Origin of the sequence: Bacteroides sp. HMSC067B03 (assembly GCF_001811315.1) — a bacterium.
GTDB lineage: Bacteria > Bacteroidota > Bacteroidia > Bacteroidales > Bacteroidaceae > Bacteroides > Bacteroides faecis.
On sequence record NZ_KV804377.1, the window covers coordinates 1 to 16,601 of the forward strand.

The 16,601-nt window shown below is 42.1% G+C and carries 10 protein-coding genes; 8 read left to right on the forward strand and 2 right to left on the reverse strand.

What is annotated here, in order from left to right; all coding sequences use genetic code 11:
* Window positions 1-58: 58 nt before the first annotated feature.
* Window positions 59-1,627, reverse strand: coding sequence for a DUF4832 domain-containing protein (locus HMPREF2794_RS15800; protein ID WP_070751895.1), 1,569 nt, complete (start codon window positions 1,625-1,627; stop codon window positions 59-61).
* A gap of 223 nt (window positions 1,628-1,850) precedes the next feature.
* On the opposite strand from HMPREF2794_RS15800, the gene HMPREF2794_RS15805 reads away from it, so the two are divergent.
* Entirely contained in the window at window positions 1,851-3,101 is a 1,251-nt protein-coding gene (locus HMPREF2794_RS15805; protein ID WP_070751871.1) for a DUF2264 domain-containing protein, read from the forward strand.
* A 495-nt stretch (window positions 3,102-3,596) separates the two neighbouring features.
* Window positions 3,597-4,514, forward strand: coding sequence for an alkaline phosphatase family protein (locus HMPREF2794_RS15810; RefSeq protein ID WP_070751873.1), 918 nt, complete (start codon window positions 3,597-3,599; stop codon window positions 4,512-4,514).
* Between the two features lie 153 nt (window positions 4,515-4,667).
* Here the strand turns inward: HMPREF2794_RS15810 and HMPREF2794_RS27860 are convergent, their stop codons facing one another.
* On the reverse strand, window positions 4,668-5,099 hold the full coding sequence (locus HMPREF2794_RS27860; RefSeq protein ID WP_229035546.1) for a DUF4143 domain-containing protein: 432 nt from the start codon (window positions 5,097-5,099) through the stop codon (window positions 4,668-4,670).
* Between the two features lie 454 nt (window positions 5,100-5,553).
* Between HMPREF2794_RS27860 and HMPREF2794_RS15820 the strand changes: the two genes are divergently transcribed.
* From HMPREF2794_RS15820 to HMPREF2794_RS15845, 6 genes are all read left to right on the forward strand, one after another.
* On the forward strand, window positions 5,554-8,619 hold the full coding sequence (locus HMPREF2794_RS15820; protein WP_070751877.1) for a SusC/RagA family TonB-linked outer membrane protein: 3,066 nt from the start codon (window positions 5,554-5,556) through the stop codon (window positions 8,617-8,619).
* 34 nt (window positions 8,620-8,653) lie between these two features.
* A complete protein-coding gene (locus tag HMPREF2794_RS15825) occupies window positions 8,654-10,285 on the forward strand; it encodes a RagB/SusD family nutrient uptake outer membrane protein (protein ID WP_070751879.1) in 1,632 nt (543 codons plus the stop codon).
* A 31-nt stretch (window positions 10,286-10,316) separates the two neighbouring features.
* Window positions 10,317-11,879: a glycoside hydrolase gene (locus HMPREF2794_RS15830; protein WP_070751881.1), complete on the forward strand. Its 1,563-nt coding sequence runs from the start codon at window positions 10,317-10,319 to the stop codon at window positions 11,877-11,879.
* Between the two features lie 23 nt (window positions 11,880-11,902).
* Entirely contained in the window at window positions 11,903-13,081 is a 1,179-nt protein-coding gene (locus tag HMPREF2794_RS15835) for an Ig-like domain-containing protein (RefSeq protein WP_070751896.1), read from the forward strand.
* A 188-nt stretch (window positions 13,082-13,269) separates the two neighbouring features.
* Complete coding sequence (locus HMPREF2794_RS15840; RefSeq protein ID WP_070751883.1) at window positions 13,270-14,460, forward strand: glycoside hydrolase family 130 protein; 1,191 nt, start codon at window positions 13,270-13,272, stop codon at window positions 14,458-14,460.
* A 247-nt stretch (window positions 14,461-14,707) separates the two neighbouring features.
* A complete protein-coding gene (locus HMPREF2794_RS15845) occupies window positions 14,708-16,585 on the forward strand; it encodes a sodium:solute symporter family protein (protein WP_070751885.1) in 1,878 nt (625 codons plus the stop codon).
* Window positions 16,586-16,601: the final 16 nt, after the last annotated feature.

Genomic DNA, 16,601 nt, shown 5'->3' on the forward strand with positions numbered 1-16,601 from the left:
GGGGATGTGCCTTAGTTTTGACACAGCCCCTTTCATATTTAGATCCAAAAAGAAGAATCTATTCCACCTCAGCTATAGTCAAAACATTCACGCCATACTTTCCATCTCTGGAAATCCACCAGTCCGTATCTCCATTAGCGCAATGGATAGCATAACGAGGATTATATCTGAGCCTGTCCGATCCGTCCGGTATCCATAACCCTAACTGATAAGTTCCGGCAGGAATCGAAGCCGGGAGTTTAAGAGATAAATTTACCGTGTGCGTCAATGAGGTATAGGTCGAATCATTCGGTTCAAACGGTTGCCAGTTCAAAGGATTGGCATCCGTTGGAAATTCCGTAACTTCTCCTTCCTTATCTATCAGCACGAAATAAACAGGATGTTCACCAAATACAGTGGCAAAGCCTCTGTTCTTCAAACTTAACTTCAGCATGTTCTCTTCTCCACCCACGAATTTTGAGGGAAGCTGAAGTGACTGCAGTTCAATCCGATAACCCAGATGATCTCGTATGTAATCAAACACATTACGCTTTACCTTCGTTCCGTCTTTCTTCCGGAAATAGCTGTCGGACACAGGCATGTGATGCTGGAGAAGAGAGTCTTCCGTTATCATCGTTTTTTTCCAGACTACCATAGAGTATTCGGGCGGGTTATTTTCGTCAAACCGATTGTTGGGATGCTGTTCTTTATAGTTATGTATAACGCTCAAGGAAGTATAGTGCTGGAGGAACAACCGTCTTGCCGCCTGCACACCGTCAATAATCCATCCGGCAGAAGGGCTGTCCGGATCGGCTCCTACACTCCAGAATCCCCAGGGCAGTTCACCGTCAACCACTAAATAAGGAGATTCCGCCACTATCTGATCAAACTTGGGAGTTCCTTCGTGCATGCCGGCATCCCATCTGTCAGGACGTATGACAATAAAATCATCATGGAAAGAAAGTCTCTTATAAAGCTCCGGTTTATCCTTCAACAGATTCTTGAATTCAGGAAGTCTTACTTGTACATTTCTCTCCGCAGGTACTATAGAAAGCAGTTTCTCCAATACGGCAGCCTTTGTTTCTTCCGAGTTTTCCAATCCTTGAACTGAACTATGCCATTCTCCCCATGCACCGATCATTCCGGCTTGCACCACTAAAATCAGATCTTTATTTTTCTCCAGGAAAGGTTTCAACTGGTCCAGATGATCCAGTATCTGTTCGCCGGTAGGACCGATGGGTGATCTCCCCATAAAGTCCCGTTCATAGGCAAAACGCAGTACAGCCTTTTTCCCTTGATTTTGCAGTTCATCAAAATAAGCCTGCATAGTCCGGAAGTTTTCTTCAGATAGCTTCTCGCCTATTAAATAGGTAAGATAAAAGTAACTCTGTGCCAGTGACACACTATCGGACATATATTTAGCGGACAATTCATCCAGTTCTTTGGTAGGGCTATCTTTTTCGTGCAGTACATCCACGGCTGTTTCCAGCCGGAATCCTCTTCCTGGATTGTACAATCCATGTTCTCCCTGCGCATCATCTACACAAATTCCACGAAACTCCAGAGTCCGCTGTGAATTACCGCACCCGCCTGCCAACAAAGCAAACATGGCAACGACCATAGTGCTACATATCCAATTCCTTTTCATAGTCTTATTTTTGTTTACCGGACAAATGTATAACAAATCCGGAGACAAGCATCACCCTACAGTCATTTTGCACAAGAAAGTATCAGTATCTGATAAATAACGCAAAAGTATTAGTGAATGCTAAAATTGTATTTGTCCCACTATCAGAATAATCCTACCTTTGCCATATCATTCGTTATGACAGTTCATGATCGTAAGATTAATCTTAAAAATAAGGCAATACATGAAAAATCTCAATTGGTTATTACTATTCATTATTCTGCTGATTCCGATAAAAAGTATCAGTGCCAAAAAGAAAGCGGAAAAGAGTGACAGAGAAATCTGGTGTGATATAATGTACCGAATGGCAGCCCCTGTATTGAGTAATATGAGCGAAGGACTTCTGAAACAGAATATGCTGGTTGAATTAAGTCCGACATGGGACGGACGCAATAAGAACGTCACCTACATGGAATGCTTCGGACGTTTAATGGCAGGGCTGGCACCCTGGCTGGCACTGCCGGATGACGACACACCGGAAGGAGTCCGACGCAGGCAACTTCGTGAATGGGCATTGAAAAGCTATGCCAATGCCGTAGATCCGAATTCCAACGATTATTTGCTATGGCGTCAGGAGAATCAGACATTGGTAGACGCCGCTTTTATTGCAGAGAGTTTCTTAAGAAGCTATGACACTTTATGGATGCCATTAGACAGCATCACCAAACAACGATATATCGCTGAATTTACTGATCTCAGGAGAGTAGACCCTTCTTATAGCAACTGGCTGTTGTTCAGCGCCACTGTCGAATCATTTCTCCGGAAAGCAGGTGCATCCAGCGATACCTATCGCATCAGTTCTTCTCTGCGTAAAATAGAAGAATGGTATATAGGAGACGGCTGGTACTCGGACGGTCCTAATTTCGCTTTCGACTATTACAACAGTTTTGTCATACATCCTATGTATATAGAAACACTGGAGATCATTACCGAAGCCGGCAAACATAAAAAGATTGGAAATATGCCCGGCTGTAACTATCATGAAGCGATCAAACGCGCGCAACGATTCGGAATCATTCTCGAACGCCTCATCTCTCCGGAAGGTACACTACCTGTCGTCGGACGGTCTATCACTTACCGCACAGGCTCCTTACAGACCTTGGCCCTGCTCGCCTGGCGCCATTGGCTACCCAAAGAATTACCAAACGGTCAAGTACGTTCTGCTATGACGGCAGTCATCAAACGTATGTTTGGAGACAATCATAATTTCAATGAAAAAGGCTTCCTTACATTAGGATTCAATGGTTCTCAGCCTGATATATCTGACTATTATACCAACAATGGCAGCCTATATATGGCATCTCTCGCCTTCCTGCCGTTAGGTCTCCCTGCCGATGCTCCATTCTGGACAGATGCTCCACTGCCTTGGACGTCGAAAAAAGCATGGGAGGGAGAAGATTTCCCGAAAGACCACTCTTATCATAGAAACGATTGATAATCAATATTATACTATAGTTTCCATTCGTACTGAAAACTATTATTCATGAGGTTGTGTCAAAATGCTGGCACAACCCCATTTTGTTTATATAATTCCCCAATAATCCGAAAATTCTTCCAAAATAGTTTCTAATACACTTGGAGACCATTTATAATAAACCCTTCAACTATTTATTAAAAACACTGTGACCGTTTATTCTAAAACTGTAAAGATATTATCTCTAACAAAAAGAGAGTCTATTCATCTTTGGAGAAGAAGACTATGTTGATAGTTAATATTACATACAAAAAACGTATGCGCATAAATTTACAATCAGGATATCGAAAAGCAAAATCAAAATATAGAGCATCCAAAGAAATAGTATAAAAAGTATTAGTATCTGCTAATATTATATTTGTCTTCCCCCTAAAATAGTCCTACCTTTGCCTATCATTAGTTAGGGTCCTCCCATTAAATAATGAATAAAACATTAACCATATAAATAACAATATCATGAATAAACAAACCTTTTTAACCCTACTTGCTACATTCGTCCTTCTCTTCAGTTTCACCTTCTCCTGCAGTGCCAAAGGAAAAGATAAAGCCAAACACGTTGTCTTCATCGGTTTAGACGGCTGGGGAGCCTACAGCCTTCCTAAGGCAGATATGCCCAATGTGAAGAAACTGATGGAAGACGGTTCTTATACGTTGAAAAAGCGTTCTGCCCTCCCCTCTTCCAGTGCCATCAACTGGGCATCCATGTTTATGGGAGCCGGACCGGAACTACACGGATATACCGAATGGGGATCTAAAACTCCGGAACTTCCATCACGCGTATTAAACAAGAACGGTATCTTCCCGACTGTTTTCCAGTTGCTGCGCGATGCTCGCCCGGAAGCAGAAATCGGCTGTCTGTACGAATGGGAAGGTATTAAATATCTGGTAGATACACTTTCTCTAAATTACCACTACCATGTGGCCGACTGCAATAAAACACCCAAAGAATTAGGTAATATGTCCTCTTCTTACATAAAGGAAAAACATCCGGCATTGGTAGCCATCTGTTTCGACGGTCCCGACCATACGGGACATACAGAAGGACATGATACTCCGGCATATTATGAGAAACTTAAAGAACTGGATAGTTATGTCGGACAGATCGTTCAGGCAGTCAAAGATGCAGGAATGCTGGATGATACTATTTTTATATTAACTTCCGACCACGGAGGCATTGATAAAGGACACGGAGGCAAAACAATGCAAGAAATGGAAACCGCTTTCATTATATCTGGTAAGAATATTAAAAAAGGCCTCCGATTCGACGATGTAAGTATGATGCAATACGATGTGGCCTCCACAATTGCCTGCATCTTTAATTTAGAACAACCACAAGTTTGGATAGGTAGACCCATGGAGATTGTTTTCAAATAATCATTCAAGATTATTAAATCAGGAAGAGAAAAGGAGAGACTAGTCATTTTTAGTCTCTCCTTTTTAATTTATCTCTTATGCTCATGATAACGGACAAGAAACACTACACCGGCCTACTTCCAGCAAAGCAAGAATTGACGAATAGGAATTTGCTTAATACCCTGATAGGCCCCCTTCCAATTCATCCATAGTAACAACTATCTTTGGATAATTATCTGGTATAGCCAATAAATTACCAAATTCCCGTTCATGTATTTTGGAATCCATCACTGAATAGGCAACCTGGACATATAATTTCTCTCCGTTACGTTCGGCTACAAAATCAACTTCTTTGTCCCTATCTCTACCTATACATAGCGTATACCCGCACACCAGCAAATGATGACATACCACATTCTCCAACACCTGCCCAATATCAGTTACCCGGAAAGATCGGATTGCATTGCGTATTCCCAAATCCTCAAAGTAGTATTTCTCTCCAATCTGAAACTGTTTCTTTCCCAGCATATCCATCGGACAAATTCTCCTTACAAAAAAAGCATTATTCAAGTAAGTGAGATACTCTAATATAGTTTTGGGCTGCATATTTACACGCTGTGACTTCAGATAAAGACAAATATAACTATTTTAGTTCTTATAAAGAACAGATTTCGCCATCGTTATGATTTCATTTCTTATAAGTAACAAAAAACCGTACCTTCGCATCTGTTAATTACAGAATAATATTTGTATCACAATACAGTTCCTTATACCTTTACCCTCGATGTTATGATAGAATGCAGCTAAAAACCACAAAATGAAATCAATCATTCTATTAACACCAACTATTATCCCGGCAATTATTAAACTATATTTCTCCATTCAAGAAAGAACAATAATGTATTTGTAATACTACATTATAGAAAAGTATTAGAATGGGATAAAATAATACTTGTCTGCCATTACATTATCATCTACTTTTGCATCATACAATTATTGATTGAGATTTCCATGGAGCAACCAATAATTGAATAGAGTTTATAATCTAATACAATAAATCATGAGAAGAAAAGTTCAATTTTTACTATTCCTTTTTCTCTGCCTGACCAGCATTCCACTAGCAGCACAGAATATTGAAGTCAAAGGAATGGTTACAGAAGCAGCGACAAACGAACCTTTACCAGGAGTAACAGTAAGAGTAAAAGGAAAAGACGCTGGTACAGTTACAAGCATGGATGGGAAATTCACCGTAAAAGTCAATAAAGGTGATATTCTTGTATTCTCAACAATAGGTATGAAAAGTATAGAGCGTACCATATCTTCAAACGCTCCGATCAATGTCAGCATGGAAGAAGATAATGTAGCCCTTGAGCAAGTAGTTGTCATCGGTTACGGTACGGTAAAGAAAAGTCACCTCTCCGGAGCTGTCAGTTCAGTAGGCACAAAGGAACTGAATGGCGCTGTCGCAACAAATGCGGGTACAGCCCTTCAAGGTAAAATAGCCGGTGTGTCTGTGGCAAGTACAAGTGGTGACCCGAATGAAGGAATGACCATCAATGTACGTGGTATCAGTTCTCTTTCAAACAATGATCCGCTCTATGTTATCGATGGCTCCTTCGGAGACCTCAGTATGGTAGACCCGTCGGATATCGCTTCTATCGAAGTATTGAAAGACGCTGCTGCAGCGGCTATCTATGGTTCGCGTGCTGCCGGTGGTGTAGTATTGGTAACTACAAAAAGTGGTCGCAAAGATATGCCTACTAAACTTGATATCAACTTCTTCACAGGTTTCAGCCAAACTCCGAAAACATTAAACGTTTTCAATGGTGAAGAATATAGCCGTTTTGCACGCTACTATAATCTGGCAGCCGACGGCTATGGTACAGAAATTGGTTCTGTTCCTTTTATTGGTGCCGGTACTGACTGGCAAGATATCATGCTCCGCACCGCAATGACTTATAAAGCAAATGCCAATATCAGCGGTGGTTCTAAGACTGCTTCATACAGTGCGTCTGCAAGCTATTTGAACAGAGAAGGTATTCTTCGCAATACAAGCCATGAATCATATAATATCCGTTTGAAAAGCGATTACTCTTTTCTGGATAATCGGCTGATAATCGGTGAATCGATGATTGTACGTCTCTCCAAAGGAGAAGGTAACATTAATCAGGATACCATGGGGGAAATTTTACGTTTCCCTTCAGTAGTTCCGGTGTTCGACCCAACCAACCCGACCGGATGGGGAACTTCTGCAGACATCAATCTTCCGAATCCGTATGCATATTATAATACGGTGAACAAAAACAATGAAAAGACTCAAATTTTCTTAAACGCTTATTTACAGGCTGAAGTTATTAAAGGATTAAAATACAAATTGAATTTGGGACTTAGGAAGGATCATACCAAAAGCCGTACATATACAGGTACCTATGACCTAGGAACTTATGGTAAAAACGACGCTCCAGACCTAAGTGAAGGTTCTTCAGACTACGAATCATGGGTATTGGAGAATACATTGAACTATGATAAAGAATTTGGCAAGCATAACCTTGCTGCAATGGTTGGTTATTCTGCACAAAAAGACAAAAGCTATGGCTTGAACGGCAGCAATGCGGATATTCCCGAATTCATTGAAACAATGACAGGCAACGTTAAATCAATGACAGCCTCCAGTTCATTAAACGAATTGGCCTTAGTTTCTCTCTTCGGACGTATTATGTATTCTTACGATGACCGTTATCTGGTTTCCGCATCGATCCGCCGTGATGGTTCTTCACGCTTCAAGAAAGGACACCAGTTCGGCAGTTTCCCTTCAGTATCTATCGGATGGAATATCAGCCGCGAAAAATTCTTCAAACCATTGGAAAATGTATTTGACCAATTCAAGCTTCGCTTCAGCTACGGTAAACTGGGTAATCAGCAAATGGATAAATACTATCCTACCATCAGTGTAGTATCCGATGGTATGAATTATCTACAAGGTAATAACATCTGGTTCGGTCAGTTGCCGAATGTAACAGCAGTATCTCCTGCCGATCTGACTTGGGAAAGTACAGAAACTTTCAATGCAGGTCTAGACTTAAGCCTGTTGAACGGTAAATTAACATTGACAGCCGACGCTTATGTAAAAAACACCAATGACGTATTACTTCCCATTCCGTATGCTGCTTCTACCGGTATCAGCGGCCTTTCTATCCAGAACGCCGGACAGGTACGTAACAAAGGATTCGAATTATCTGTAAACTGGCGCAGTACTATCGGCGATGATTTCAGCTACTATATCGGTGCAAATGCTACTACAGAAAAGAATGAAGTAACGAAGATTACTGCCGGTGGTAACAACATGGCTATTTCCGGTTACTCAGCTCACGGTGCCGGCGGACGCGGTATTAACAGATTTGAAGAAGGACACCCTATGTCATATTTCAACCTGATTGAAACTGACGGTATCTTCCGCACTCAGGAAGAGATTGACAACTACAAAAATAAGGATGGCAAACAAATTCAGCCGGGAGCCCAGCCGGGTGATGTACGCTACAAAGACTGGAATGGCGACGGTGTCATCGATGAGAATGACCAACATGACGTAGGCAATCCGTTCCCTGATTTTACATTCGGCCTACGCTTAGGCGGTGAATGGAAAGGATTCGACTTCGGTCTGTTCTTTGATGGCATGACAGGCAACAAAATATATAACTATCAACGTTATTGCCTCGAATCGGGTAAGTTCAACGGCAATTACAGCACTAAGTTGGCTAACTCATGGAGGCCGGATAATCAGAACACCGACATTCCTCGTTTCTCTAAAACAGACGGTGCAGATAATGGACTGGCATATACTGACAGATGGTTAGAAAACGGTTCTTACTTTCGCCTGAAAACACTAGATATCGGTTATTCACTCCCGAAGAACCTGTTGAAGAAAATAAAACTGGAAAATGTAAGAATTTACACATCGATGGAGAACCTTTTCACATTGAGTAAATATTCGGGCTATTCCCCTGACCTCGGTGAAAGTGGCAGCGTAGATATCGGCGCATCTTACAGCGTATTCTCAAGAGGAATTGACCAAGGACGCTACCCAATACCACGTACTATCTCTTTCGGTATTCAGGTTAGCTTATAATACGAAGATTATACACACTAATTGAATTTATAATATGAAAAAGAACTGGTTATCATATATATGCGTGGCAACTCTCCTTTCCGGAGTGCTAACCTCGTGCAACGAATCCAACTTTCTGGATTTGTCAGACCCCAATCACTTCACAGAAAATAACTTCTGGAGGAATAAAGCTGATGCAGAGAGCGGTCTCGCTGCCGCCTACTCGCCTATTAAATATCAAATGAATGGTTATTACGGCGCATTCGACGGATGGTTGAACTTGAATAGCCGCGGCGATGATATCTTTACGATCCTGAATGAAGAGGCTTCTATGTGGGCCATCGCTACATTCCAGAACTCCAGTACCACAGGAAATGACCCATACGGAGCACTCTATGCAGGTATTCAGCGTGCCAATCTAGTATTGAAGAATATTGATCTGGTTCCGGCAACAGGTATTAGTGAAGAAGACCGTTCCATGATCAGAGGAGAAGCGCTCTTCCTGAGAGGGCTCCAATATTTCTTGCTGGTACACAATTATAAAGAGGTTCCCTTACGGGTAGTTCCATCCAATGAAGATGAAAGCAATAAGCCCGCTGCTAAAGAAGAGCAACTTTGGAAACAGGTAGAAGATGATTTGAAAGATGCTATCGACTGCAACCTTCCTGTGACCCGTTCCGGCGATGAAAAAGGTCGCATTGAGAAAGGAGCCGCTATCGCTATGCTTGGCAAAGTATATCTGTACCAGCACAAGTATCCCGAAGCAAAAGCACAACTACAATTATTAATGAGTGCTCCTTACTATCCGGGACGTTACGACCTGATAGAGAATTTTGCCGAGAATTTTACGACAGCAAATGAAAACAACAAAGAGTCAGTATTCGAATTGCAATATAGCAGCGACGGCGAATTGACATGGGGTAATGAAAGTGGTATCAGCCTCGGCAACTCCCTTCCCCAGTTTGTAGGTCCGGTAGCCGGCGGCGGTTGGGCCAAGCTGATGCCTTCCAGTTTTGCTGTTGGACAGTTTGTGAAAGAAGAACGTCCCGCCGGATCGGATACGAAGTTTGACAAGCGTATATATGCAAGCTTATTCTTCAATCCGGAAGCTATGGGAGACGTAGTAAAGAACGAAAAATGGTATGGTGGCAACCGTTCGATGGAAGACCTCTGGGATGGCAACAGTGGTAAAATGACCGGTGGTGCTCCCACATTTAGTCAGGGAGACGGCAAGTTCCTGCTGAAAAAGTACACTGCATATTTCGTAAATGCGACTAATGCCGACAACATGGGACATAAAGAAGGCAAAGCAAACAACCTACGTGCCATGCGCTTCTCAGAAGTGCTGCTGATGTATGCCGAAGCCTGTGCCATGACAAACGACGCAAATGGTGCAAATACTGCATTGAAAATCGTTCGCCAAAGAGCCGGCTTGGCAGAAAAGACATTTGCCCAAGCAGATCTAATGGCTGAGATCGAACATCAATGCTTGCTCGAATTCTTCGGTGAAGGACATCGTTTTGACGATTTGAAACGTTGGTATACGACTCAAGAGATCAAAGCAATCTTCAATGCTAATGAAAAGCAGGGAGCAGATAACTTCCAAGAGAAATACAAATATTATCCGATTCCTTCCGGTGAATTGAATAATAACAATGCTATGGTACAAACTGAATTGTGGAGATAATACCTTTTAACCAATTAATATTTAGAAAATTATGAAAAAGATATATTCATTATTATTTATAGCACTTTTCCTCTTTTTAGGATACTCTTGCGACGATGGAAGTTTGGATCACAGCGATGTCTACATTCCGGACCCTGTAGAAGAAAACTTTGAAGATGACGGAATTGCGCCGGAGCCAACCACTACCGCTGTCATAAAGATGAAGATTGGAGAAGAGAACAAACACCAAGTGATTGATGGTTTCGGTTGTGCATTCTGTGGATGGTCACACCGTATTTGGAATACCATGCAACGTGATGCGGTGATGGAAGACTTGTTCGGAAAATCAGGTTTAGCCCTGAATATTTTCCGTGGCGAAGTATTCCCTTCTTATTGTAATCCCGAAACGGGTGATATTGAGTTCAAAATGGACCGCAACTTCATGTTGCGACCCGATGATCCTTCTATGATCAATAACTATTGGCGTAACTACAACGGTGAAGAGTGCGGAGAGCAGATGCAACTGGGACAAATGTGGCTGGTTGACCATATTAACAAAAAATTTAAAGATGTCAAATTCTTCTTCTCTGTTTGGTGTCCCCCTGTTGTATGGAAAAGCAATGGTAAACTTAATGGTGGAAGCCTGAAAACAGACTACTACGAAGATTATGCAAAATACCTGATGGATTTTGTAGATGCGTATGAAAAAGGATTGGGCATTGATATCTATGCGATGTCCGGATGGAATGAACCGGACGTTCTATCCAGCATGGGAGGATGGGCCAGTTGCTCTTGGAGCGTAGACCAAATGGCTAAATTCGTACTCGAAAACCTTCGTCCGGAGATGGACAAGAGAGGATATAGTGATATGAAACTGGTATATGGCGAAAATGCCTGGTGGTCATGGGCTACTAAACATATTAACTCAAGTCTTGAAAAGTATCCGGAATTGGCAAACCAGAATATGATTACGGCAGGACACGGCTATTCCACAACAGATGCAAGTATCGCACCTTTCGAGCAAGCGGAAAAGCATAATCTCCATATCTGGCAGACAGAGATCAGTGATGATAAGGACCGTAAGGAAACATGGCCGGATGCAATGAAGTGGGCAAAAACCTTCCACAGTTATATGGCAAATGGTAATGTAAGCGGCTTTGTATGGTGGGCAGGTGCACGCCCTTGCAGCACAACGGGCGAAAACCTAATTCAGCTGGAAGAGGCATTGCCTAGTACAACCTACTATAGAGTACCCCGCTACTATACTTTCGGACAGTACACTAAGTACATCGAACCTGATGCTGTACGTGTGGATGTAGAAGCCGTTTCTTCAGAAGCCGACAAGCTTCCGGAAGAGTTATTGGTTTCTGCTTATATAAAAGACGATACTTATACCATCGTACTGGTCAATGCTTCTGAAAAGGAATCCTTCTCTACTTTAGTGGAGATCGAGGGAGTGGAATTCCAAAATATGAGAACTTATACATCCAGTGAAAATGTGAAATGGCAACAAAAAAAGATCAATCCGTCTTCAAGCGGTTTGCGTGCCATTACTGTTCCTAAATACAGTGTAGTAACTGTGACCGGCAAAATAAAAGGCCACGAAGCTGAATAATGAATTATAAATTAGAGAATACCATGAAAAGAAATATAATATACTTAGCAGGAATCGCATTTTGTGCTATCGGATTATTTTCCGGTTGTGACGAAGATGCACCCAGTTATGCAAATCTGGCTGTAAATACAAAGACCTTAACGATCAATCTGGATGAAGCAACCGAAGGAAGTTTTAATATCGTTGAGGGGAATGGTAACTATAAAGTGATTAGTTCGAATGCCACAGTCGCAACAGCAGTTGTCTCAGGCAACGAAGTAATTGTGACAGGTCTGGAATATGGCACTGCAACATTGACCGTTACTGACTGGGCCAAGAAGTCTGCCAGTGTGCAAGTTATTGTGGATCAGGAACAAGATCTGGTAATAAAGACAAGTTCCACTACTATGTTCTTCGGAGAATACAAGACTCTGGAAGTATATACCGGAAACGGTGGATATAGTATTACCTCCTCCAACGAATCAGTGGCAACTGCTACAATCAGTGAGGACGGTAAAATAGATATTACTTCTATTATCCCGGGCACCACTACGCTGACTGTAAAGGACAAACATAACAAAACGGCTGAGATTTCAGTGAAAGTCATCAGACGCCTGTCCCTTGATCGTTCAGAAGAAATTACTTATCTGACCGTGGGTGAACCTCTTACGATCAAGATTCTAGATGGTAACGGAGGCTACACTTGTACAAACAATGGTTCCGCTACTTATCTGAAATGTACGATGGCAGAAAATGGAACGGACGTAATTATCGAAGGCCTCAAAAGATATCGTTTCAACAAGGCGGTAACCATCAAAGACCAGGAAGGACAGTCCATCAATATTAATGTAGTCTATATAGACGATCCTTATCTGGAAAATCCATCTTACCGCTACTTAATAGCAGGGTCTTCTTCTTATCAGGCTATCTCTACCTCAACAGTAGGCTCTATCACTCATTCAAAAGAATTTAACATGTCTGAATTGGTGATAAAAGGAACAGGAAGTTATGCCAGTGGTTTCTCTGTTCAGTTTACCGGTGACTTGACAGAAGGCAATAAGAGTGATGCAGTATTATATAAAGTAACAAGAAATGCAGTCGATAAGAGTGTGAAATATTCGATAGAAGACTGCCGGATCGATAAAGTGGAAGGCGACTGGTATTGGGTTAGCTTTGTAGAGCCGAATTGCACCGCCCGCTCTTATATGATTACTAAGCAATAATTTGTAAACTTGACACATCCAGTATTTGAAAGTACCCCCATACTTTCAATGTGATGAATATAAAAAAGAGACTGTTCTTGCAACACAGTATATTACATATATCTGTCTGAATTGTGGTCAGTCTCTTTTTATCTCGTCAGGCAACACAGAAGAATCGTATCCGACTCTTTATAATTTTATGAATAGATATGAATAGATATGATAACAGATTACATATTCTTACGAAAGAATATGAAACACTCATCTCACGTGAAAATGAAAAAATACTGCCCGGCAATGGAATATTTGAACGTTACAAATATCCTATTTTGACGGCTGCCCACACTCCCCCCGAATGGAGATATGACTTTAATCCGGAAACCAATCCTTTTTTTATGGAGCGTTTCGGCATTAATGCAGTATTCAATGCAGGTGCTATCAAATTCAACGGAAAATATCTTGTTATGGCACGGGTAGAAGGGCATGACCGAAAATCATTCTTTGCAATCGCCGAAAGTCCCAATGGCTTTGACAACTTCCGTTTCTGGGAATATCCAGTACAACTGCCGGACTTATATCCGGAAGAAACAAATGTTTACGATATGCGCCTGACGAAGCATGAAGATGGATGGATATACGGTATCTTCTGTTCGGAAAGCAGAGATCCGAGAGCACCTGCAGGAGACCTTACATCAGCTATTGCAGCAGCAGGAATCATACGTACCAAAGACCTTAAAAACTGGGAACGCCTGCCAAATCTCATCTCCGGAAGTCAACAACGAAACGTAGTGCTACACCCCGAATTCGTAGATGGTAAATATGCTCTTTATACCCGTCCGCAAGATGGATTCATCAACGCAGGAAGTGGCGGAGGTATTTCCTGGGCATTAATAGACGACATTACCCATGCAGTGGTCAATAAGGAAACCGTCATAGAACAGCGCTATTATCACACGATCAAAGAAGTGAAAAATGGCGAAGGTCCTCATCCTATCAAAACCCCAAAAGGATGGTTGCACCTTGCACACGGAGTTCGTGCCTGCGCCGCCGGACTCAGGTATGTTTTGTATATGTATATGACTTCTTTGGAGGACCCGAGCAAAGTAATCGCACAACCGGGAGGATACTTTATGGCACCTGTAGAAGAAGAAAGAACAGGAGATGTATCCAATGTACTATTCTCTAACGGATGGATTGCGGACGAAGACGGAACCGTGTATATTTACTACGCTTCCTCCGACACACGGATGCATGTAGCAACTTCTACCATCGAACGATTAACAGATTATTGCCTGCACACACCAGAAGATAAACTTCGCTCCACAACTTCCGTGGAAAATATATACGATATTATAGAAGCCAATAAACTGGTCATGTCAGAAAGCATTGTTACATCATAGTTTCAAGTTTATTAATCAACAAAGAAATAGCTTTCAATCAAACAAGGTTTTTATACAGATAGGGTATAAAAGCCTTGTTTCTTTATATCCAACTATACGGACACCTGTCTACTATTATTTTCCGAATAAAGATACTTCTATTCAAATAGTATCAGAATGAGCTAAAATAATATTTGTTTCCTTATCACTTTCCATCTACCTTTGCAACATAGATTATTAATATATAAAACCTAATCAAAATAGCAACATGAAATTACACACACCCGATCTTCTCATCATCTGCGCCTATCTCATTACCATGATTGTCATCGGACTCATTTTGAAGAAACGGGCAGCACAGAATATGGATTCCTATTTCCTGGGTGGCAAATCACTGCCTTTCTATATGCTGGGGCTATCCAATGCATCCGGCATGTTCGACATTACAGGTACTATGCTGATGGTATACTGGGCATTCGCTTATGGCTTTAAAAGTCTTTGGATTCCCTGGTTATGGCCGGTATTCAACCAGATATTCCTGATGGTTTATCTGTCCGTGTGGCTGCGCCGTTCCAATGTACTCACCGGGGCCGAATGGATCAAAACCCGTTTCGGCAAAGGCAAAGGAGCTACCCTTTCTCACACAATCGTGGTAGTATTTGCTTTATTGAGCGTACTTGGCTTCCTGAGTTACGGATTTATAGGAATAGGTAAATTCATGGAAATCTTTATTCCTTGGGAAGTCATCTCACCTTATATTCCTTTCACTGTTTCACCGGAGTATGTTCCTCATGTATATGGCATTTTCTTTACAGCTATCGCCACCTTCTATGTAATGTTGGGAGGAATGCTGAGCATTGTATGGACAGATGTCGTACAGTTCCTTATCATGACGGTGGCAGGCATCGTTATCGTAGTGATCGGTATGCAGATGGTGGCGCCGGATATGATACACTCCTTTGTACCTGCCGGATGGGATTCCCCTTTCTTCGGATGGACGCTCGATATTGACTGGAGCAGCCGGATGAGTTTGCTGACCGAACGAATGGCGAACGAGCCTTACAGTCTGATAGGCATCTTTGTCATGATGGCGTTGCTCAAAGGTATCTTCATGAGTATGGCAGGCCCTGCGCCCAATTATGATATGCAGAAAATTCTGTCCTGCAAGTCTCCCAAAGAAGCGGCGATGATGAGTGGTTCCGTATCCGTAGTGCTGTTGATTCCGCGTTATCTGATGATTATGGGATTTGCATTACTTGCTATCTATTTCTTCAAGGAAGACGGCGGGATGACACAGATGGAAGTGACCCGCACGGACTTTGAGACGATTCTTCCCCATCTGATCACACGATATGTTCCGGCAGGACTTGCAGGATTATTATTGGCAGGTCTACTGGCAGCTTTCATGTCCACCTTTGCTTCTACCGTCAATGCAGCCCCTGCATATATCGTGAACGATATTTATCTGAAATACATCAATCCGAAAGCGAGTGTGAAGACACAGATACGCAGCAGCTATGTCATCTCTGTGGCAGTAGTAGTGGCGAGCACTGTCATCGGATTCTTCCTGAAAGATATCAATGAAATATTCCAATGGATTGTAGGTGCACTATTTGGAGGATACATCGCAGCCAACGTACTGAAATGGCATTGGTGGCGTTTCAACGGTGAAGGTTATTTCTGGGGAATGACTGCCGGAGTAGTGGCCGCTATTGTGATGAAATTTACCGTTCCGGATGCATGGGTACTTTATTTCTTCCCCGTACTATTCAGCGTCTCTCTGATCGGATGTATCATCGGGACTTACAGTGCTCCGGCTACAGATGAAGAGACTCTGATCAACTTCTATGTCAATGTACGTCCGTGGGGATGGTGGAAACCGATTCAAGAGAAAGCAATCGCCCGCTACCCGCATATCCAGACGAATAAAAATTTCAAAAGGGATGCCTTCAATGTGGCGATAGGAATCATCTGGCAATGTACGCTTACCATCATCCCAATGTACCTCGTTGTCCGCGAACAGTTAGGACTTTGGAGTTCTATCACTTTGCTTCTGATTACCACGCTGATATTAAGAAAGACCTGGTACAAGCCTTTGTGCAAGGAGGAAGCGAGATACAACGAAGAGATGAAACAAATCAAATAAGGAAAAAGAATACATA

Coding starts and splice junctions, on each gene's coding strand:
- HMPREF2794_RS15825 (WP_070751879.1), top strand. CDS start 8,654: ATGAAAAAGAACTGGTTATCATATATATGCGTGGCAACTCTCCTTTCC.
- HMPREF2794_RS27860 (WP_229035546.1), bottom strand. CDS start 5,099: ATGCAGCCCAAAACTATATTAGAGTATCTCACTTACTTGAATAATGCT.
- HMPREF2794_RS15810 (WP_070751873.1), top strand. CDS start 3,597: ATGAATAAACAAACCTTTTTAACCCTACTTGCTACATTCGTCCTTCTC.
- HMPREF2794_RS15840 (WP_070751883.1), top strand. CDS start 13,270: ATGAATAGATATGATAACAGATTACATATTCTTACGAAAGAATATGAA.
- HMPREF2794_RS15830 (WP_070751881.1), top strand. CDS start 10,317: ATGAAAAAGATATATTCATTATTATTTATAGCACTTTTCCTCTTTTTA.
- HMPREF2794_RS15805 (WP_070751871.1), top strand. CDS start 1,851: ATGAAAAATCTCAATTGGTTATTACTATTCATTATTCTGCTGATTCCG.
- HMPREF2794_RS15800 (WP_070751895.1), bottom strand. CDS start 1,627: ATGAAAAGGAATTGGATATGTAGCACTATGGTCGTTGCCATGTTTGCT.
- HMPREF2794_RS15835 (WP_070751896.1), top strand. CDS start 11,903: ATGAAAAGAAATATAATATACTTAGCAGGAATCGCATTTTGTGCTATC.
- HMPREF2794_RS15845 (WP_070751885.1), top strand. CDS start 14,708: ATGAAATTACACACACCCGATCTTCTCATCATCTGCGCCTATCTCATT.
- HMPREF2794_RS15820 (WP_070751877.1), top strand. CDS start 5,554: ATGAGAAGAAAAGTTCAATTTTTACTATTCCTTTTTCTCTGCCTGACC.